Annotated in this window: 19 protein-coding genes; 11 read left to right on the top strand and 8 right to left on the bottom strand. The window is 38.3% G+C overall.

All coding sequences use genetic code 11. From position 1 onward, the window contains the following. Nucleotide 1: 1 nt before the first annotated feature. Nucleotides 2–3,244 carry a SusC/RagA family TonB-linked outer membrane protein gene (locus C5749_RS01760; RefSeq protein WP_105722465.1) on the bottom strand — a complete coding sequence of 1,081 codons (3,243 nt, stop codon included), beginning with the start codon at nucleotides 3,242–3,244 and terminating at the stop codon, nucleotides 2–4. Between the two features lies 1 nt (nucleotide 3,245). Next, a complete protein-coding gene (locus C5749_RS01755) occupies nucleotides 3,246–4,979 on the bottom strand; it encodes a redoxin family protein (protein ID WP_105722463.1) in 1,734 nt (577 codons plus the stop codon). A 934-nt stretch (nucleotides 4,980–5,913) separates the two neighbouring features. Here C5749_RS01755 and C5749_RS01745 point away from each other — a divergent pair. From C5749_RS01745 to C5749_RS01695, 11 genes are all read left to right on the top strand, one after another. Further along, entirely contained in the window at nucleotides 5,914–6,429 is a 516-nt protein-coding gene (locus C5749_RS01745; protein ID WP_105722459.1) for a hypothetical protein, read from the top strand. Between the two features lie 34 nt (nucleotides 6,430–6,463). Then, complete coding sequence (locus C5749_RS01740; protein WP_105722457.1) at nucleotides 6,464–6,685, top strand: hypothetical protein; 222 nt, start codon at nucleotides 6,464–6,466, stop codon at nucleotides 6,683–6,685. Between the two features lie 33 nt (nucleotides 6,686–6,718). Next, a complete protein-coding gene (locus tag C5749_RS01735) occupies nucleotides 6,719–6,955 on the top strand; it encodes a PLDc N-terminal domain-containing protein (protein WP_146113648.1) in 237 nt (78 codons plus the stop codon). A 61-nt stretch (nucleotides 6,956–7,016) separates the two neighbouring features. Further along, nucleotides 7,017–9,758 (top strand): TrlF family AAA-like ATPase, encoded by a 2,742-nt coding sequence (locus C5749_RS01730; protein ID WP_105722453.1) that lies wholly within the window; start codon nucleotides 7,017–7,019, stop codon nucleotides 9,756–9,758. Nucleotides 9,759–9,886: 128 nt separating this feature from the next. Next, nucleotides 9,887–12,427 carry a UvrD-helicase domain-containing protein gene (locus C5749_RS01725; RefSeq protein ID WP_181151249.1) on the top strand — a complete coding sequence of 847 codons (2,541 nt, stop codon included), beginning with the start codon at nucleotides 9,887–9,889 and terminating at the stop codon, nucleotides 12,425–12,427. 7 nt (nucleotides 12,428–12,434) lie between these two features. Then, entirely contained in the window at nucleotides 12,435–13,085 is a 651-nt protein-coding gene (locus tag C5749_RS01720; protein ID WP_105722449.1) for an SLATT domain-containing protein, read from the top strand. A 10-nt stretch (nucleotides 13,086–13,095) separates the two neighbouring features. After that, complete coding sequence (locus tag C5749_RS01715) at nucleotides 13,096–13,440, top strand: hypothetical protein (protein WP_146113647.1); 345 nt, start codon at nucleotides 13,096–13,098, stop codon at nucleotides 13,438–13,440. A 6-nt stretch (nucleotides 13,441–13,446) separates the two neighbouring features. Next, a complete protein-coding gene (locus C5749_RS01710) occupies nucleotides 13,447–14,523 on the top strand; it encodes an HNH endonuclease (RefSeq protein WP_219847874.1) in 1,077 nt (358 codons plus the stop codon). Between the two features lie 5 nt (nucleotides 14,524–14,528). Beyond that, nucleotides 14,529–14,765, top strand: a complete 237-nt coding sequence (locus tag C5749_RS01705) for a 5-methylcytosine restriction system specificity protein McrC (protein ID WP_105722445.1) — start codon at nucleotides 14,529–14,531, stop codon at nucleotides 14,763–14,765. 26 nt (nucleotides 14,766–14,791) lie between these two features. Beyond that, nucleotides 14,792–15,130, top strand: a complete 339-nt coding sequence (locus tag C5749_RS01700; RefSeq protein ID WP_105722443.1) for a hypothetical protein — start codon at nucleotides 14,792–14,794, stop codon at nucleotides 15,128–15,130. Between the two features lie 208 nt (nucleotides 15,131–15,338). Further along, entirely contained in the window at nucleotides 15,339–17,060 is a 1,722-nt protein-coding gene (locus C5749_RS01695; protein ID WP_105722441.1) for a DUF262 domain-containing protein, read from the top strand. A 204-nt stretch (nucleotides 17,061–17,264) separates the two neighbouring features. Here the strand turns inward: C5749_RS01695 and C5749_RS01690 are convergent, their stop codons facing one another. The 6 genes from C5749_RS01690 to C5749_RS01665 form a co-directional block, all read right to left on the bottom strand. Beyond that, complete coding sequence (locus C5749_RS01690; protein WP_105722440.1) at nucleotides 17,265–18,218, bottom strand: restriction endonuclease PLD domain-containing protein; 954 nt, start codon at nucleotides 18,216–18,218, stop codon at nucleotides 17,265–17,267. An 11-nt stretch (nucleotides 18,219–18,229) separates the two neighbouring features. Further along, the gene (locus tag C5749_RS01685) at nucleotides 18,230–18,652 is read right to left on the bottom strand and encodes a phospholipase D-like domain-containing protein (protein WP_105722438.1); all 423 of its coding nucleotides are present in this window, start codon (nucleotides 18,650–18,652) and stop codon (nucleotides 18,230–18,232) included. Between the two features lie 92 nt (nucleotides 18,653–18,744). Continuing rightward, nucleotides 18,745–19,938: a DNA cytosine methyltransferase gene (locus tag C5749_RS01680; protein ID WP_181151247.1), complete on the bottom strand. Its 1,194-nt coding sequence runs from the start codon at nucleotides 19,936–19,938 to the stop codon at nucleotides 18,745–18,747. Further along, a complete protein-coding gene (locus C5749_RS01675; RefSeq protein WP_105722434.1) occupies nucleotides 19,928–20,998 on the bottom strand; it encodes a DNA cytosine methyltransferase in 1,071 nt (356 codons plus the stop codon). Before C5749_RS01675 ends, C5749_RS01680 begins: the two co-directional genes overlap by 11 nt. 218 nt (nucleotides 20,999–21,216) lie before the next feature. Further along, nucleotides 21,217–21,429, bottom strand: a complete 213-nt coding sequence (locus C5749_RS01670) for a hypothetical protein (protein WP_105722432.1) — start codon at nucleotides 21,427–21,429, stop codon at nucleotides 21,217–21,219. Then, nucleotides 21,430–22,065: a hypothetical protein gene (locus C5749_RS01665; protein WP_105722430.1), complete on the bottom strand. Its 636-nt coding sequence runs from the start codon at nucleotides 22,063–22,065 to the stop codon at nucleotides 21,430–21,432. Between the last annotated feature and the right edge of the window lie 62 nt (nucleotides 22,066–22,127).

The following is a 22,127-nucleotide window of genomic DNA, read 5'->3' as shown; positions in this document are numbered from 1 at the left end:
TCTATAGTTTTGCCCGCAGGCCAATAGTATAAGTTCTCAATGGCGGCAATGACCCGGGGTATTGTGGATCAAGCCCTTCTTTATTTGCTACCCATATCAAACCTAGGTTGCTGATATTGCTATACAACTGTACATCAGTAAGCCCCAGCTTGCTTAAAAGAAATGCAGGCGGTCTATAACTGACATTCACATATTGCAACCTGATGTGATCTCCTTTTGCAGCGGTAGCTTCTGACCAGAGATAAAGCTGATCCCGAGGGGAGTTTGCCGGATAGACCATCGCGGGAACATCCGTATTCAACTCGTCTCCCGCTTGCTGCCACCTCTTCGCGAAATCCGTATGCATCCTACCGCTGTTGAATAGCTGCATGTAGGCGATAGTCGGCTTTCTGAAGTAATATCCAAACCTGTAGGCGAGATTAAAAGAAAGACTTAGTCCTTTCCATTCGAGTGTATTGATCAGAGATCCGGTGTGCTCCGGGACACTGGAGCCGTGGTAGATCATGGAGTTGCTCGCTTCGCCATTCCGGTTAACATCCAAAATAATAGCGTTGTAATCTTTGCTTAGATCGCCGTCCAAATAGCCTTGTGGATCGCCGCTGTTATCTAATCCTGCCCATCGGTAACTTGCCAGGCTGTACAATGGCTTCCCTTCCAATGGCGTAACGATCATACCGGCTCCTAGCATGCCGCCAGAATATCCCGAAGGGCCATAATATTTGAGCGTTTTACTCTTATTCATATTGACCAGTGCCTGTGTTCTCCATTTAAATACGCCATCTATATTCCGGCTAAGCAAAGAAATATCAAATCCAGTACCTCTCATCTCGGCGACATTTTTAGTCATCACATTGGATGCACCCCACCCCGTATAATCAAATGCCTCAGGGCCGTATAGATCTGCACCGCGCTTTCGATATATATCTATACTTCCAGAAAGCCTGTTCCCTTTTAAGGTAAAATCAACCCCTACATTGTACTGTCCTATTTTTTCCCACCTTAACGAAGGATTACCCAATTGGAGTACCCTAGCCTGTTCCAGATCGGTATCCCGGTTTCGACCGGCATAGCTGATGATCGTATTAGCAGATCGACTCAAATCAACGTTTCCTTGATAGCCATAAGAAGTTCTCAGTTTTAGGTGTGTAAAGAGCGCCTGCTCGAAAAATGCTTCTTTGGTGATGTCCCAAGCCAAGCCTGCGGACCAGAGTGGTGTCCATTTGTCGTTCGTTGATACCCCGAATATATTGGACGCGTCCCTTCTGGCACTGGCAGAAACGATGTACCTATCTTTATAGGTATATGCAAAATTTGTGAATAGCGAAACAAAACGATGAAGGTCTTCATAAAAAACCGATCCGACCGGTATACGTTCTCTGGTACCCCGAATAAATGTAGGATACGTGTTGACAAAATCTGCAGGAGCAAACCCAAGTGGGTTATCGTTGTAACCGTATTTTGTATCAGAGATACCATCGGTTACCGTGTGCCTGATCTCTCCCCCTACTATCCCAGACAGATTGTGCGATCTCCAATCTTTGTCTACAGAAATCTGCCCTCTAAAATTCTGAGACTTCATCTGCGTACCTGTCGTATTGAGAATACCACCACGCGGTACACTATACGTCACTTCCCCTGTGGTTGGATTGATCTGGGTAAATTTATTGATCATATCCCTTGTACCGTAGGCATATTCATCAGCCAGATTTCTTGTCCGGTTTTCCTGCCGCTCATGTTGATACCGGGCGGTAACTCCTAACCAGTCATTGATCTCATAACTCACTCCTAGATTCGCCACGATAGCGTTTATACTATTTGTTGCGTCGATATATTTGTAATTTTCCAATGGATAATTATTCCAATCCATCAGTTTTCCGTCTCCGGCATGATCGGTATATCTCGGTGTGTAGTTGGTAGCCACCGGAAGCGGGTTACCAAATTCATCCGCAAATCTGAGATACGGCACTTCCGTACCGGTGACCTTAATTTCATTGTAAGCCGGTCTACCATTCTTATCCTTGCTCGCAGTACCATACAAGCCTAGGTCTATCTGCAGATTTCTTATTGGCTTGAATGTATTGTGTATACGATAGTTAAACTTATCATGTAATCCGTATGTCTCTTGTATGCTCTTATCGTATGCACCGGAAATGGAATAGGCATAGGTTTGGCCGCCACCGGAAACACCTAGAGAATACTGCTGTATAACAGGATTTGTATAGAAATACCTCAGATAGTCTGTACGGCTATCCCATTGTTTCAACTCCTCTATCCGATAGGCCGAATCAGCCGCAGTAATCTTGTTTTCCCGTCTTAACAAAAAGATCTCATTTGCGGGAGACAAGGCTACGTAAGAAGGGTTCGCGTCGATCAGTCGATTATAAAAACCGTTATTAAACAACATCTCTTCTACATCTATAAAGTCACTTGACGACATCTGCGGTAATGAAAAAAGATCCGGCTTACTGCCGATGATAACATTCGCACCAACGTCGATCTTTGTTGGCCGCCCAAAACGCCCTTTTTTGGTATTGATGACAATTACCCCGTTTCCGGCCCGTGCTCCCCAGATAGAAGCGGCTGCGGCATCCTTTAGTACTGTAATGCTCTCCACATCATTTGGATTGATGTTATTGATATCCCCTTCAAATGGGAAATTATCGAGAATCACCAGTGGATCGGGCGATCCGTCAATCGTACTGAATCCCCGTACCGTGAAATCTAATTTCCGTTGCCCCGACTGCCCCGGCTTTGTATCAAAGGACACACCACTTGCAAGCCCATCCAACCGCTGTAGAATATTTGTCCCTACCTGCTGATTGAGTGTTTCCTCATCCAGATAGTCAAAAGAGCCCGTGGCTCTCTCCTTGGATAATGTTTGGTATCCGGTGCTGAATACTTCGACCCCTTCGATCTCAAACGAGACACTATCCATCACGATGTCCACCTCTTGCGGATCAGCCATATCAGATACCGCTAAAGAAACGGTTCTATATCCCATTTTCTCTACTTTTAGTGTGTCATTCAAGACTGTAGAGGTCAAGCCATACCTTCCGTCCTTTTTTGCGTATGTACTTATTTTGCTTTTCAGTAGATATACTCTTGCTCCTTCCAGAACATTGCCTGAAGTTGATACAACTCTGCCGGCAAGCGTCAGCTGCTGCGTTTTCGTCTGTGCTTCTATACCATTGCCGCAAACGAGAAACAGGAAAACTATGATTAATATCTTTCTACTCGTCATCATTTTAGAGGTTAATAATTGTAAATTTGGTTTCACGCTCCTCCTTTTCTAATCGCAGACCATATTTTATGAGGTAACTATTGCTTTCCGAGATCGGGATCTGATGTAATGACCGAGGCAGATCGATATCAATAGGTGATGTAATACCCGTTTCATCCACCACGGGAATCGGGGAAAGCGTATTTAGCACATCAACTAAGGCTGAAACAGGCATATTTCGAATGAACTTTTCTTTTGCTTTTTTATCGATTCGCCACATTGGCTTTTCTCCTGTTGATCTCAAATTCTTATTGTCTTCTATCTTTGTCAACACCCATACTTCCTGTCGTCTAGTCTCCTTCTTCACTCCTATCCCAAAATATCGTTCTATATCTGTTCTGAGAAAATCTAACATGCGTTCGGTCGTCGTCGGCTTTGCAATGATTTCATAGCAAAATAGACTATCGTATAAAACACGTTCCGTACCTTTCTCTCCCTCTATAATCAACCTATTTTTGGGGACACGAACTTCTGGAACAGCTGTCTGCACGATTTCGATCAGCGGTTTATTGATAATGTAATATCTCCAAACTTTGCTATTAGCATCGATATTCTTTCCCGACCATATACCGGCACCTTCCAAGTAACCGGTAAACGTTGATTGAAAGAATTTCTCGCCTTTCATTTCTTGATGCAGGTACGCGAACAACGGTTCCTTTGGATCGAAATCGACTATATCTGTCTTCGTATGGATGTCCTCTGCAACACCGAGAAGTGCAGCTTGGATGTTTTCTTCGTTTACTTCGTGGGCAGATGTTATGGCCACCACCTCTCCATCAACAAGCCATACATAATGTGGAATAAAGCGGTAGGGAAATAATTCCGTCAACGCCGTATCTCGCACCACTGACGTGAACAACAGTTTATCGCCTGTGTATTTCTCCCTCTTTGCTAAGAATGATTCAATTTTTGGCTTAGTATCTCCTCCTTTTTTCGAGTTAACGAATATCGCCGCAAAATCATTGTCGAACTTCTTTTGCAATTCAGTGATATGAGGTATATTCTCTATACAACTCCCGCACCACGTTGCCCAAAAATCCAGTATGATCAGCTTCTTATCTCTATAGTCATTTAGCGTAATCGTATCCTTTCCTTCCGGGTGGTTTACCACCTGCAAAGGCAGGTTCCACAGTTCCTCGGGTATTGTATCCCCTATCTGCAAGGGCTTAATCTCGGTTTGCCCTTCGGCAGTCCGCGATTCCGCGGACTGCGCCCAGGCGTCTGATAGATTAAACAACATGAAACAAAGGAGTCCATAAGAAAGGACTACTTTGTTCTTCGTTGCCTTAAAAAACAAACTCTTCAACGAAACACATAAGAATCCCAGACAAAGGATTCTTATGTTCTTCAATGCCATTAAAAACAATGAACTTATTGAAACACAAAACCATACCAACACAAAAGGTATGGTTCTGTTCTTCACTGTTTCGGCTATATATAATACTATACGGGAAGTGGACAGTAGCTTCCTCCCTCCTATTTGCTTTCTATTGGTGCTACCAATGGGAATGAAATCCTCCTTCGGTGTTGCTGTTATAAAAGGTATATAACTGGTATAATAATCTGATGGCATAAATTCTTGATATGTTAGTCGTTTTTTACTTCTACACGCTGGTTTGGCGTGGATGTTCGGGCGACCGCACCTTAGGAACCGATCTGGAAAAAGGGCATAACTTCCCCTTTCGCATAATTCTTTCATTTTTTCTAAGTTTTAAAGTGGCGCTTGCGTGCAGGAAAAACCTACACTCCAAGCGGCACGGATTTACAACTAATTCGAAAAAATGCGGATTACACGGTGTTCTACGATGGTTTTACGGTGCGTTTTGCATCGCCGCATTCAAGGGAAAAGAACCGACCGAAGAATTTTATCGAAAAACAATATTTCCGTTTTACGGGAAATTTATTTGCAAGGAAATAGAAAAGTTGATAACTTTAGGTGCTACGCTTAAATAACAACCGATCTTTTGACCTGTGCAAACGTTTTGTTTTGATTATCAGGGGTCGGTAGCAGACGCGAAGTCTGAGATGGCATTTTTGCTTTTGTCGAGACGTATGAGGTCTCACCCCAAACCAGGCATAGGGGTTTTAACAAAAAGCATACTGCCTCCTCTCCTTGCGATCTGCTTGTCGGTGGTGTTATTCGGGCGAACGCTTAACGTTCTTTATTAGCAATAAATGGGAAAACCAGTGACTGTGATCCTTGATCGGGTCTTGTGGGTTTTGCTTGGTGGTAAATATTGTCGTTTTCATAATCTTCTAGTTTATGAGAACGATGCCGCTCTTCAAGCTAATGTCTAGGGCTATTATTGGCAAATCAAAAATGCCAGTAGACGAACCTCTTTTAGCTTGGCCACTTTTCGGCCGCCAGACCGCCCATATCCAAAGGATATGAGACTCCCAAGTTTATCAAGAGGACGCCATACTGGACTTACATATAGTAAAGATATGAGAAATCCAGTTAATAGGCGAACTCAAGGCTTAACTCGCGAGTTTATTCTGGCGGAACGTGGGCGAGCAAAACATCGTATAAGCGGCTTAAATAAGCCACATAACTTATTCGCTTTTAGTACAAAACAAAGATAAAAATAATTTACGTTTTATCAAAAATAAAAATATAGAAATTTAAAAATTTGATGAGTTGGAAGGAAAATCTAGCGAAAGCTATCGCTGAATCAGGATATTCTAATAGACAAATTCATGCATGGACTAGTATATCAACACCTGTACTTAGTAATATGAGTAATCAGAAGCATGACAGTCTAAAAGTTGAACAGTTTGTCAAACTTAAGTTACTGTTCAAGAAAGACCATGAAAAGTTTGTTTATGAAATTTTTGGCGAAGAATACTTTTCCGGGGTCACGCCAATTCAGAAGTCCGTAGAGTTAACCAAGCTTGGTGAAATTTTAACGGATCAGTATTATTATGAACGGCTTCCTAAAAAGGAGCTAAGTAAATTGACCGGACTTACTTCCCAAAGACTTAACTATATTATAGAAGAAGAAGATGAAACAATAAAAATTGACGAGTTAACAAAAATCGAATTAGCATTAGATCTGGCCATCGGGACATTAGTGAAGAAAAGATTTTCAAAAATCAAACTGAACAGCCAGCGGCAATACGAGGCAGCCCTGAGGAAGCTGAAAGATTAACCTTTATAGATGACAAAATTAAAAACCTAAAAATATGTTTTCCATCGGAATATTATTCGTTTACGTTGTTTGGGCAGGATTTATCGCCATTGTACTTTATGGGTTGTATAGGGTACTCTCTACCCTTCTAGATCGATACCTTGATGCCAAGCGGGATCAGACTGCTGCGCTGCGCGAGCGAAATGAGACTTTGAGACAGATCGCAGCGGCACTGAGAGATCGTGGTGAAAGTTCGGCAAACGAGGACTATAAGTAAGTGTTAAAATGATTCCCACCTAACAAAAATAATATGAACTTACTTTTTTTGAATGTCGGCGCAACCGAAATGGCATTTATTGCCCTTCCGTTATTAATAGCGTTTGTGTACACTTTGTATCATGCTGTTACCAATAAAAATTTAACCACTTACCAGCGCTCGCTCTGGATACTGATTATTGTATTGGGTAGCCTTCTGGGGTGGCTCCTATACTGGGCGATTGGCAAGAATGGCGATGCAAGGACGAGGCAGAGGGGAAATGCGGCTTGATTTGATCATGTATAACTAGGTATGGACATGCAAAATTTAGAGGATTTTTGGGAATAAAATTATGAGTGAACATATTAATAAATATCATAAAGGATCCGAATGGCGAAAATGGGATCTACATTTTCATGCACCAAGTAAATATACGTGTGCAAAAAATGACCAGTATGAGGGAAGTGATTTACACGACAAACAAAATCGCTTTATTGATGAACTTAAAAATGTAAATGATATTACAGTTTTAGGTATCACCGACTATTTCTCTATGGATGGATATAAGTTAGTATTGTCGCGAGTTCATGAGTTACCCCAATTTGATTTAATATTACCAAATATTGAGCTAAGAATAACACCCGTAACAAGCGATAATAGAAAGATTAATCTTCATATAATCCCTAACACCGAGGTTTTAAGTGTAGATGAAATAGAAAGGTTTTTGTACAAGTTTGAATTCGGTCCGGATAAATTAACCTGTAAAAAAGATGACTTAATTCGACTTGGTAGAAAAGCTAATGCTAATTATAGTGAAGAAGAGGCTTTTAAAAAAGGATTGAATGAGTTTGCGATTAGTTACGACAAGTTCTTTGAAACTTATAATGGTTTAGCAGCCAAAGTAAGGGAAAACATACTAATCGGAGTTTCAAATAATAGTGGTGATGGTGCTTCAGGTATTAAAGATATTCAAGGTATTCGTGAAATAATTTATTCAGGTGTACACTTTATCTTCTCTTCTCAACCTAATGATAGAATTTATTTTCTTGGAAATAGTGTAGATAGTAAAGAGATAATAAGACAGAAGTACGGAAACCTTAAGCCATGTTTGCACGGTTCCGATTATCACGGCTCCAGAGATGGAAAACTAATATGTATTCCAGATATGAATAGATTTTGTTGGATAAAAGCAGACCCTAACTTTGAAGGATTGAAGCAAGTTATTTATGAGCCTGAAGATAGGGTACTAATTCAAGCGAATAAGCCTGAAGAAAAAGCAGGGTATCAAATAATCGACCATATAGAAATTGATAATAATTCAATTTTTAACAATAACCTCCATTTAAATCAAAACCTTAATTCCATTATTGGTGGCAGGTCATCTGGAAAATCTGTTTTGTTGGGGGCTATCGCAACAAAAGTAAAAACAACAAGGACCGTTGAGTTCTCGGATGAAGACTATCAAAAATATGTGCAATCAATATCTGACACGATAAAGGTCATTTGGAAGGACGGTCAAGAAGAGAATAACCGAGAAGTTGAATATTTTGAGCAAGGGTACATGCATAAAATCGCTCGAGATGAATCTCAACTTAATAAAATTGTAAATGACATATTGGTTCAAAAAGGTAAAGAATCAATTCTTGATGAGTATAGACGATTTTCAATTGATAATTCTAAGAATATAGCCAGTTACGTAAGTGATTATTTTACACTGCTAGGAGATATTCATGAAAAGGAAAATAAAGCTAGAGATAAGGGCGACAAAAAAGGTATAGATGACGAAATTGCAAAGCTTAAGGAAGAATTGCAAAAACTTTCTGTCACAGCGATAACAGATGAAGAAAAAACACACTATGACGTAGTGAAATCTTCTATTCTTACCTCAAATCAACAGATACAATTTATTGGCAGGGAGACTGGATTAATTGAAAAACTGAAATCGATTAGTATACTTAAAGAAAATCTCGATTATGAGTTAACATCCTTATCTGAAAAAGTGAAAAATCAGCTTTCGACTTCCCTAAGTGCTATTAAGGCCGATGCGCAAAAGAAATGGATAGATGAATTGGAAAGGTTATTAGCTTTCGGAGAGGAAAGCAAAAAATCATCGTTTCAAAAAATTTCAGAGCTTGAAATAGATGAAGTTTATTTGAAAGTTCTTCAAGCATACAAACACAATTCTCAGCTGTCCGAGTATGAAGCTAAAATTAAAATTCAAACAGACAAATTGTTTGAAATAACGACCTTGTTGTCCGAAATTGCTAGTCTTAAAAATCAGGCGAGTGAAACAAAGAAGAAGATTATTGTAGCTCATAAATCATTTTATGAAAAGATTACAGATCTTTTAGCAAACCTTTCAGATCATCAAGATGGCTTAGCTATTAAAACAAAATATAAATTTGAAGCAGAGCAATATAAGAGTCTTTTGTATTCCGGCTTAAACTTACAAGGTTTCGCAAATAGAGATTTAGCAGAGTATAGCTACGATGATTTTGATGGATTCGAAAAACACCAACTTAATCTGTTTGAAAAATTAGAAAACAAACAATTAACCTTAAAGGGTGGCTATGACGGTCAAAGTCTGGTATCTGCTTTACTCTCAACAAATTTCTTTAGCCTCAGCCATGATATAGAATATGAAGGTGATGACTTCAGGAAGATGTCTGATGGCAAAAAAGCATTTGTAGTACTTAAATTGCTTTTAGACTTTAGTGATAAAAACTGTCCAATTTTAATCGACCAACCGGAAGATGATTTGGATAACCGAGCAATTTACAACAACCTTGTCTTGTACCTACGGAATAAGAAAAAGCTTAGGCAGGTAATTGTCGCAACGCATAATCCAAATATTGTTGTTGGAGCAGATAGCGAATTAATCATTTGTGCCAATCAACACGGAGAAAAGAACGTCAATAATGGCGAGAAAAAATTTCAGTATGTTAGCGGTAGTCTAGAGCATACTTTTCCACGTATTGGGGATAGAGATGAAATTCTTGAATGCCAAGGAACACGAGAACACGTTTGTGAGGTATTGGAAGGGGGAAATATTGCATTCAAACTACGTGAGAAAAAATATTCGATAAAAGAGTAAACATGGAGTTACCTATCATCGTCTCAATCTCAATACTAATTATCCTGGTTTCATACATATTACTAAAAGAGAAGAAGAAATATGAAAACCCCTTATATCTAAAAAATCTGAAGGCAATCACAGAGTTTATGAACGTAATCCGCTCATTAAACGATTACGTCACGTGGATACAACGTAATCAGATAAAATCCAGATATGCCTCCGCCGGACAATTCTTTAAAAATAAAACCAATTATTACAAGAAAGACGTAACTGTCAAAAATTTTAATGAAATATTTGAAGATTTTGACAACTATATTGCTCGGTATAACCACGACTATGTCAATACGCAAAAGAAAAGACTGCAAGCATATTTTGCCAATATAGAAGGAAAAAGGCTTGACAGGCAGCAACGTACCGCAGTAATTACCGATGAGTATTCAAATTTAATAATTGCGGGTGCTGGTTCAGGCAAAACGTTAACTATTCTTGCTAAAGTTCAATACCTTATCGAACAGAAAGGTATCTGCCCAGATGACATTTTACTATTGTCTTTTACCAAAAAGACCGTTGAAGAGCTAAATGAACGATTAATCAGAATTGGAATTGGCACCAGAGCAACTACATTTCATAAACTTGGATATGATACAATAAAGAATCACCGTTCGGATATTCCTGCAGTTACGAATGAAAATACAATTGCCGGAGTAATCAAGGAATATTTACAAACCGGCATACTGGAAAACAACGAAGCACTGCAGGCATTTATTCAGTATGTGGCATGCTATATGAATATTCCGGAAGAATATGATAATTACGACTCGCTTGGTGAAAAGATAGATACGGAGAAAGGAATTGACTTCCAGACATTAAAATCAAAATGCGAGTCATTGAACATGGTGTCAAAAGCTAAGCATGATACTATACAAGGCGAGCGGGTAAAGAGTGTTGAAGAACTTATGATTGCAAATTTTCTTTACCTGAATGGCATCAACTATCAATATGAACACCCCTACCCTCATGGAGATGTAATGTATAGACCCGACTTCTATCTCACGGATTATGATATTTATCTCGAGCATTTCGGTGTCGATGAGCACAACCGTGCGCAATGGCTGAAACCATTTAACGAGCAAAAATATGTTGAGGATATGCTCGTAAAAAGAGAAACCCACAAAACATACAACACCAAACTAATAGAAACATACTCCTATTATAACAGGGACAACGTTCTATTGCAAAAGCTACAAGAAATGTTGGAGGCTGAGGATGTTGCCTTCAAACCGAGGGATACCAAAAATATCTATACTAAGGTCTCAAATAATGACAAAAATTTTGGCAAAGAAATAATGAAGCTCATTGAAAGCTTTATCAACTTAAGCAAATCCAGAAGGCTAAACCACCGTGACCTATCTAAGTTGTTTTCGGATAAACGTACAATCCAAAACGATTTTATGTACGAACGCCAAGAACTCTTCCTGCAATTTGCTTTGCCAATTCTACAAAAATATGATGAGACGCTGAGAGATCGAAATGAGATTGATTTTAACGACATGGTAAATCTCGCTACGGATCTCATAAAGAATAACAATCCGAAATACGGTTATAGGTACATCATCATCGATGAATATCAGGACATTTCTTTTTCGAGGTTTAATTTAATTATGGAGATCCGGAACCTATCTGGTGCTAGGCTAATTTGCGTGGGTGACGATTGGCAGTCGATTTACCGCTTTGCAGGTAGCGATATTTCACTATTTAGTAACTTCGGAAAATATGTGGGGAAGTATGAGCAGTTATTGATCGAACAAACCTATAGAAACTCACAATCGCTTATCGACATCAGTTCAAAGTACATTAAGAAGAACCCAAGACAGATTTTGAAGAGCCCGAAATCGATGAAAGAGCAATTGGACAGCCCTATAAAATTTGTTCATTACGATGAAGCCGATATAACAGATGTTTTCATAAAGGAGTTAGAATATCTCGTCAGTAAATATGGCTCCAAATCTGTCTTAGTTCTGGGAAGGCACACCTTTGATATCCATGATTTAATTGCACTAACGCCGGATAACAGGGTGAAATATTATGAACAAACAGGCAAATTGGAGGTAAAGGGGTTTGAAGAAATTGACATTAAATTTTTAACTGTACACAGGTCAAAAGGTACGGAGGCTGATAATGTTATCGTGTTAAAGCTCAAAAACCATTTGCTCGGTTTCCCGAACAAAATGACAGATGACCCTATCCTATCGCTATTGCTCAGTGACAACGAAGAATACAGATTTGCAGAGGAACGTCGATTGTTCTATGTGGCACTGACGAGAACAAGAAATGAAGTGGTATTACTTACGCCCTCAGATGCTTCTTTATTTGTAGAAGAGCTTCTAAAAGACAACAATTATTTGTTAACGTCGACTGATGATGGTGAACTAAACAGTACTGAATGCCCTTACTGTAAAACAGGTAAGCTCGTAATTAGAAAGAACACGTCTACTGGCTCGCAATTTTTAGGTTGCTCAAATTACCCAATTTGTAATCAGACTTTTAAACATATTGAAATTTTGCAGGACAAAATTCTATGTTCAAAGTGCCAAAGTGGCTTCATGATTAAAAGAAGTGGAAAATTCGGTGACTTTCTCGGATGTACAAATTATCCCGGATGTAGGAATACTATAAAATTGCAATAAGATAAACATGGCAGAAAAATCAATATTTACTGGCTCTAAGGCCTATTTAGAAAAAAGTTTTTTGGAAGAACTTGCCTACAAAGTCTGGACAACAAAAGGCGCTCGCTTCAAAGCTGACGAGCGACTGCGGGATAAAGCAAGAATGTCTAGTATCAGCATGTCTATTTTTTCTGCCTATCTAATTATTGCCAGCCTAATATCGGTGTACGTAGGTAGTCATGCTAGTATGAATTTTCAGTTGATTAACTATTTCGTTACGGCCCTATCAATTATACTTTTGGTACTCTCCCAATATGAAAGTAATCAGGACTACAAATTACGCGCGATAAAATTTCATGAATGTGCTTTAGAAATAAGTGACCTGTACAACCAGCTGAGAATCTTTAAAACACTCGGCCCACCCGCTACAGATGAAGAAAATAGAGCATTTTGTTCTGATATAACGAAGCGTTACGAAGCAATACTTTGTAAATATGAAAACCATCTTCCGATAGACTATGACATGTTCCGTGTGAGCAAGGTTGATTATTTCACTGAGTTTAAAGAAAAGGCGCGCCGAATTAAGTTCAAGAACTGGTGGATGGTGTATGGATGGTACACTCTGTTACTGATTGGAACGCCATTGGTTTTTATTGGATTAAGTTTTGTGAAATTTTAAAATGTTTATTATGAAGATAAATTTTGACGATATCTGGGAAAAGGTAATAAAACCATTGGAAGGTAAAACAGTGCACACCCTTGACGAAAAGAAACCAAACAAAATTGTTGAAGTGACCAATGAATATTTAAAAAGAAATTCTGAGAATGATTCACCCGCTCAAACCATACCAAAAGAGGTTTTTGAAACGGTGTACAATTATATTATGGATAAAGGCGAGATTTCCCGAATGGAAATTAACAAGACATTGCCAAAGAGATTTTCTTCGATTGTATGCACTGTATTAGCCGAAGCTCCTAATATAGCGTATGAACTGAGACCAGTAAGATTGTTTAAGAAAGAAATAAATAACTAAACCATAATGAATATTACCAATCTGGAAAAAATCAAAACACTTTTAGAAACGCCAGAGTTTCTATCAATTCGTAATTCCGAAGAGTTTTTCTTCAAAAAGGGACAGGATAAGTTACAGGAATGGCTGAATCTTGAAGTTAGTGATGAAGTTAAGATCAAACTTTTTGAGCTATCGAAAAATTACAGGTCTTTGCGGGAGTTGTCCAAAAAAGAAGACGAACTGTCTCCACTAGTCGATTTGCTTTTTTCAATAGTTGCTTATGCGGACTTCCAGGCCCGAGATAAATCGTTCTACAATGAGTACAATCCGCCTCGTACCATAGCTAAGGCATTTGTGCGAATGAACATTTGGGTGAAGCATTTATTAAATTTTAAATTTTATCCCGAACGATTAAAAGCGGGAAATACATCGAATGCTTTTAAATATTTGTTGTCTCCAACTGATCAGATTAATGTTCTAAGCAATACACATCGACGACTTATCTCGAAAAATGTTTTGCAGCAACGCTATAGTACAGCAACATTTACAGATGCCATTATTGGCTATTTCAAACCATTCGTATCAAAAGTTAAGGACAAAAGAAACATCACCCACCTGATTACCAGAATACTATATACTTACAAATCAGATTGGCAACTCCCTGAGCGACCCACTAATTCAATAGAGAAGGATATTGCAGATATAGTTCAAGGTAATCTAGGGAGTACGGAAAAAGAGACATTAATTTTAGCGAGGATAGGTCAGGGAAAATTTCGAAACGACCTTATTAATAAATGGAAAGGCTGTACAATCTCGGGATATCCGGAGACTTCTCTCCTAGTAGCGTCACATATCAAACCATGGAGCAAATGCGACCATATTGAAAAGCTTGACCCCGATAATGGTTTGCTTTTAATACCAAACTACGATAAACTTTTTGATAGAGGCTTGATATCGTTTAAAGAAAATGGATCTATTATATTCTCTGATCTTTTTTCAGATTCAGATTTCTTTGATATAGATGAATCCATAACGATTGATTTAAATGAAGGCACTAGGAAATATATGGAATACCATAGGAAGCATGTGCTCAAAAACAGCTAATAACAATGGAGATTAAATATAATTGGGATGAGGACATTGACGTAATTGAGACATACACAGAATATACATATTTGCAAAACCTTGAAATATATCAAGGAGACAAAAACGTACTGGCGCTAATGTTTGACATGAATATGCTGTGGGAAAAATTTGTTTTTAAAAGCTTACAGCGAAATGCTCCAGCGGGATTCGAAGTATGCGACCAAGATCCTGATCAGGAAGCCGTTAATTTTTGTTGTTAGATTGAGTTTTGTAAAATTTTAAAATTATGAATATAAGTTTCGACCAAATCTGGAAAAAGGCAATCAGACCTTTGGAAGGTAAAACAATATGTACGTTGGATGAAGGCAAACCAAATGAGATTTTGAAAGTGACCAACGAAAGTCTGACTAGAGACTCCGAAAATGATTCGCCCTCACAAACAATACCGAGAGAGATTTTTGAAGCAGTGTATAACTATATCATGGTAAATGGTACAATCAGCAGAGAGTATATCAACGAAGAGCTACCGAAAAGATATTCTTCCATTGTATGTGCTGTGTTAGCCAAAGCTCCTAATATAGCATATGAATTGCGACCAGTAAGATTTTATAAGAAAATAAAATAACCAGATTATAGTGAATATTACTAATCCGGATAAATACCAAAGCGCTTTTAGAAACATCAGATCTTCTATCAATTCATAATTCCGAGGAGTTTTTATGTTCATAAAGGTAAAAATGGGCTACGGGACTAACCCAAGATAGAGAGGTGAAGGTGTAAAAAACGAAGGCGGAATTCGACAATTAAACAATTTAATACTTAATATATTTATCATGAGTCTATCCCAATCAAAAGTAACCGATAATACGCACGAAATGAGTTTTCATGAGCTTTTTTCTCAAACAACTCAAATTAAGATTCCATTATTTCAAAGAGAATATGTTTGGACCGAAAAACAGTTCAATAGGATGGTTGAGGAAATTGATGTTATAATAAACGGCGAAGACACAAATCGATTTCTGGGAGCTATTATAGCTGTAAGGAGACATGCTAATCCAGCGGAACCGCAACCATACGAAATTGTAGATGGACAACAAAGGCTATCTACTTTATATCTCTTCGTGTTAGCTGCGGCATATATAGCAGCGCGGAATAAGCATGACGACTATGCAAGAGGTATAATAAATACCAACTTGATCATTGATTGGTGGCAAAGCGGAACAAATACAAAGTTAGTTCCATCATTTGCAGATAGAAATCAATTTATCCAAGCATACCAACAATTAATAAATACTGGAAATTTATCGGATTGGCTGGGTACCAAAGTGAAACTGCCGGAGAAAAGTGGAAATGAAAAAGGAAGATATATTTCACAATTTAATCGTATTAAATCATTTTTACAGAAGAGATATAATGAAAATGGAATTGGACATTTACAGGATATCATTACCACTGCACAAACTAAACTAACTTTCGTTTTTATTTTGTTGAAAGACCCTGCTACAGCTACAACTGTTTTTGAGGGCTTAAACGACCCTGGGATTCCAATAGGAATTGGTGATTTAGTACGAAATGAAGTGTTTTCTAAAATTAGCGATAATGCAGATTACGCCCACACTATACATCGGGATGTTTGGATTCCCTTTAGAGAAAAGCTAGGAGAGCATTTTGATAAATATTTTTTTCCTTATGCAATAATCCGCGAACCAAATATAAATAATGCTGATCTTTTTAGAGGCTTACGAAAAATCTGGGGCAATACAAGTAATCCGGAAAATATTATCGATACGTTAGAAGAGTACTCTACACCATATCTCGCTATTGCAACAGGCAAATATCCTAACATCTACACCAAAGCGATCAAGGCAATTCTGGATTTACTAGTTAAGTCGAAGAGTCCTACTTCCATTTTCCCTTTTGTAATGAAGCTTTTAAAGGAATATGAAGCTGGAACCGTGTCCGAACAAGACACTATCGAATGTTTGGAGGTATTGGAAGCATTCCTTGTCAGAAGAGCTATAACAGGAATTGAACCAACAGGTTTGCTAGCCGTATTTAGATCTGCATGGCACAATATGAACGGTAAACCGTCTAAAGACGCTTTAAAAGAAGTGATCTTAAAAAGAAACACTATTGATTGGCCAGATGACAACAGATTTATAACTGCTATAAAAACTAGAAATCTTTATTCCAGTCATATCTGTACGTACGCGCTGTTAGAGTATGATAAAAGTATAGGTTCTGATATACCAGAAAATGATTGTTGGATTGAACATGTGATGCCACAGCAAAGAAGAAAATGGGAGACTGTAATTAGTGCAGAAGATCATCAAAACTTATTAAACACGTGGGGTAATTTAATTCCTTTAACTAGCAAGATGAACTGCGACCTATCTGATTCTGAATTTACGATAAAAAAAACGGAGTTTGAATCGCATTCTCTTTTTTCATCCGCGCGTAGATTAGGTAGTACATATGCTGAATGGAATAAAGTTACCATCTTAGAAAGATCAAATGTTATTGCAGACTGGGCCATAAAGAGATGGCCGAAATAAAATAGAAGGCTCAAATATTCAATTACTTTTGAGCCTTTAACTACATTACTTTAACTGTCAGATGAAATCGAAACTAATGCACTTAACCAGTTAAATAGTTTAAACCTCTTTTGGAGGACTGTCGTCTAAGAGTCGGAAAGTATGGGGTCGACTCAAGAGTGATTACAATAGGTTGCGGAAAGCAAATTAATCATTAGCAAGGTACTAAACTGAAAAATCAAATTTATATACCCCTTCAGCCAATAGAGACACCGTAACATCTGTCCTTCCATATTTTTCCAAATGGTGTCTTCGCACAGGTTGTCCTAACGGAACTCCGATACGATTCCTTATATATTCTCCAAGTTGGGCTTTTATAGGAAATGAACTAATCTGTTTAGGATAAATCACGCCTTCAACTGGTTGCGATCCCTCAAATAGCCCTTCCATAGTAAGGCCATCATCCCATATAATTTCAATCGCATCGTTGTGCCGCTGCAATCGCCCTCTTTTATCTATATTTTGAGGATTCAATTGCTTAGGCAGAAAAAGATGCGGATATATTCTGATATGCTCGGCTCTGATTGGGATGTAAGCGTCATTAGGTGTGGTGTGATTATTAGGATTTTGCCCCCAATTCAACCCCGCGGCATTTTGAACTTCACCATCTTTGCCAAGAAGTGTCATACGGCAAAACTCCAAATTAACTTCGATCTCAACCATTCTTTCGTTGCCAACCTCCAAACAAGAAATAGAGTTATTGAGTACGTGTTGGATATATGCATTCAACGGCCTAAAAGTGTCGTAGGTGGTTTCGGCTAAAACTTCTCTAAAAGGAGTACTTAGACCGTTGGTAGAAAAATTCGCTGAACCGACAAGTGCATGAATAATTTCACCCCGTCTTCTCCAAGCATAGCATTTAGAATGAACTGGTAGTTGGGAATAGAAAACATTGAGATTATCTATACTGTTTTGAATTCTTAGCAACGAATGATGTAACGTAGGCTTGATGCCTTCGGAACCATACATCCCATAAATTACGGTAGAATTAAATGGTAGCTGCTCTAGTCTAGCAACGGGGCTAGGGCCCAGATATCCTGACAACACAATTAACTCATCCGATTCATGTATTTCATGACGATGAAAAATCAGCTCTTCTAAATCTTCTGTGTAAAGCATAGAGAAATATATTAAACACTAAAATCTACATTATAATTCAGTGCATCTATCCTTTCAATTGTCACGGTCGTTCTTCCGTAGCTGATCAAATCAGCCATTTCTATCCTTCTATTAAGAGGGAGACCCAAACGATTTCTCAAGTACTTGCCAAGAATATCTTTATGATGGGCTGACGCTATCTGTTTAGGATATCCATCCGGACCATCTCCTTCAAATAATACTTCCATAACAGTTCCGTCATCCCAATGAAAATAGAGGATTCTTTGCACGGGAGGCTTTCTATCAATTAAACCGGGATTTGCACGGATAAACCCAATATGTATTGGAATGTAGCTATCATAAGGACGTGTATGGTTCAATGCATTAGAGCCCCAGTTGAGCCCTCCAGTTGAATGCATTCGTCCATTTGCTGTTAATAATGTGAGTTCGGCCATGGCAAATAATTAATATAGACCTAAATATAGCAAAATTAACTGATAAATCAATCGATAGTCAACAATAAAGATTGCATCGATAACTCACTTTATTAAAAAATTTCCAAAACTGTCTCTGCGATAACTTTAGCAAATTGTGGTGGCACTGCATTTCCAATCATTTTATATTGATCGCCTCTTGACCCCAAAAACTCAAAATCATCATCAAAAGATTGTAATCTTGCCGCTTCTCTCACGGTTATTGAGCGCGCCTGCTCGGGGTCAGGATGAATGTGCCTTAACCCATCTTTATATAAGTGAGCTGGAATTGTATTGCTAGGTCGATCCTCCCTGATCACATGATACTTATGAAAATTTGATTCTTTACCTGTCCTTTCTTTGTATAATTCAATCAAGGCTTTACTAGTGACATACTTGTTTCTCCCACTTTTAATATCGCTTGCTAACAGTTCAAAAACCTCAATATCGCGTCGACTATGCACCCTCGGCTCATGGTTCTTAGGAAGGGCTACTCCATTAAGTTTGACCGCATGCGATTGTTTAGCGAGAGTAGAGGATGGATAGATCTTGGGCAAATTATCGAACGCCCGCTTAGAATTTAAAGGCTCTTTAGTGGCTCTTCTTTGAAGCTTATCATAAAAATCTGTTACCTTGCTCAAACCACCTTCACTTCGTTTCACTCCAAAGATGATAACACGTTTTCTTTTTTGCGGGACATGATAAAATGATGTATCAAAAAGTGCATTGGCTCTTAAATCATCTGCTATATCGTAACCTATCTCTCCAAAAGCTTCTTTTATACGGTCTATAATAGAAACCCCACCCGGTTTCGCTGAAAGAATTCCCTCAACATTTTCAAATACAAAAGCTTTGGGCTGATAATGTTGAACCATCGATACATAACTCTCGAAAAGGAAATTTCGATAATCATCCTGCATACCATTTGTATCTCTTACTCTTCCAGCAATGGAGTATGCTTGACAGGGCGGCCCACCAATTATAAAATCAACTTGGTTATTACCAACCAAGGAGTCTACTCCTTTACTGTCTCCGTACAAGGGATCCGCGTACCCGTTAATCAGCTCGTCAGTCCTTTGGATATCAAAATGCAATACATTATCTAAATTGGAATCGTAACCATACTTGGTAATCAATCGCTTTTTTAAGGTTTGGACAGTCGGCAATTCCCAATCTACTGCTGCCAAGGTCTTGAACATTCCTGTCTGCAGGAACCCATCTGTTAGCCCTCCACAACCTGCAAATAAATCAATTATATTAAATTTCATAATTCAAATATTTCAATAGTTGTTCTGCGAGTACTTTCCCTAATAATGGGGGAACTGCATTACCTACTTGTCTGTATTGTTCAGTTTTATTTCCTAAAAACAAAAAGTCATCGGGAAACGACTGTAAGCGAGCATTTTCTCTTACACTCGGCACTCTATTCCATTTATAGTGAAAATGGTTTCTATGCCCTGTATCAATTGTTTTTGAAGGCTTTTTACTGTGATATCTTGTCCAAGCTTCGTTGAACTTTCTGGAATCGCCTACACCCATTGGCAAGTCCTTATGATTACCTCCCTCCGGAACTTGAGATATAACATTTATGACATGGTCTGTATGCTGTGTTCCCACGTGATTTTTCAGCACTTTATTGCCATTTCTCATCATCTTCTGGTAATCACTAAATGCTTTTTTATCGTATGCTACCTCTTCTTTACCTAAATCGGATACTAGATCAGGTAAATCCCCAATTGCATCTTCACACCCTATATATTCCCCCTCTTTCAATATCGGCTCAGGAAATTCAAAAATTCCTAGATCTTTTTTTAGAGCCACAAAAAAAACTCGCTTGCGAATCTGGGGTACTCCGTAATCTGGTGCGTACAGTAATTGCGGATTACATGTATATCCCATTTCATCACAAAGCCGGATAATTTCCTTTTTTGCTTTCCCTCCGTAAAGTTTTAATAATCCTGGAACATTTTCAATTATAATCGCCTTCGGATTAAGCCTTTCTGCGACCCTAAAAACTGAGTAGAAAAGCGAATTTCGTTCATCATTTTCATTCCTTGTTCCTGTCAGTGAAAATCCCTGACACGGTGGACCTGCGATTATAACATCAATCTGTTTCCCTCCTGTTGCGTCTATTATAGCATCGATAGAGCTTTCTTTATGTAAGTCGAGATTGAGCCCTTTGGAATTCTTATGATTCTTTTCGAAGGTCTTAAGTGCTACCTCCGTATTGTCAACGCCAAGTACAACATGAAATCCTGCCTGTTGAAATCCATATGAAAAACCACCACACCCAGAAAACAGATCTATAGCAGTTAAAATCTTACTCATTTAGAATTAATTTCTCTTTGTTTACACTAATTTTGATTAGACAGAGCCTTCGTATTTTACAATTGTCATTACAAAAAGCCGAAGTGATTGTCTATATTTTCACGCAAATGTACCACAAAAAATCAACAAACTAATTTAACGATTCTTTGATAATTTTCTATTATTTCTAACCTAACTCAATCCCAATTTATCTTATCTTCACCGTTAATTACAATGAATCACCCCTTAAACACTTCCCTCCTATGCCATTCTAGATTCTCCTGCGAAGGCTGATATCGAATTTGTTCCGGTAATACAATCGGTTTTCCTTCAAGCTTACGCAAACTATAAGGGTGCGCAGTATCCTCTTCTACATGCGGCGACACCAAAATCCTATAGTTGGCATCAACGCTCATTAATGTTCGCTCATTGGTGGTTAAAGATAGTGACATTTATATGAGGTTCTTTTCGATAATCCTAGCACATAAATAAGGACTTCTTATATATTGGATAAAAAACAACGTCATAAAAGTACCCACCAACGAAAAAAACACTCCTAAAAACTGTGGAAAAAGTTTAGCGTCGGTTTCCACAATGAGGGAGACAATCATCAAGCCAAATAACATGAAAAATAATAAAGCTGGCACTAAAAAAAGTGTCCTAACGGCGATATCCTGTATTCTGGCTTTCCTGCTTATCGAAACCTCGTATTCTTGACCGTTAAATCTAATAAAAGGCATAGCCGTCTTGATGTGAGGCCAATCGAACGAACCGTTAGATTTATTTCTTAGCGCCGTCAGCGCATCGATCCTATCGGGATTCAAATTAATTCCAGTAAGTTCTTTAAATTTCAGTTTTCTATCTGCATCCTGCTTGATGGAATGTAACACAGGATCCACAAAACTACTAATCGTGACCAAATGTTTGCTTTTCGACCATTTCCCTAAAATCCATTTGCGCAGGTGCTCTTGTAAAGCTAAAAACTTGACGATAGCTACAAGTATTACCATGACCGCATTGACTACTATAACAATTCGGGGAACGTCGTCTGTTCCCAAAACATCCTGAATTAATTTTGAAATATCCATTGTAACCGTATATTAAATCTAAGTAACAGCATGTTAATTATCTCATAATCTCCCATTGAACA

This window comes from Sphingobacterium gobiense (genome assembly GCF_002980575.1).
Taxonomy (GTDB): Bacteria; Bacteroidota; Bacteroidia; order Sphingobacteriales; family Sphingobacteriaceae; genus Sphingobacterium; species Sphingobacterium gobiense.
This window is presented reverse-complemented; position numbering and strand designations above follow the sequence as displayed.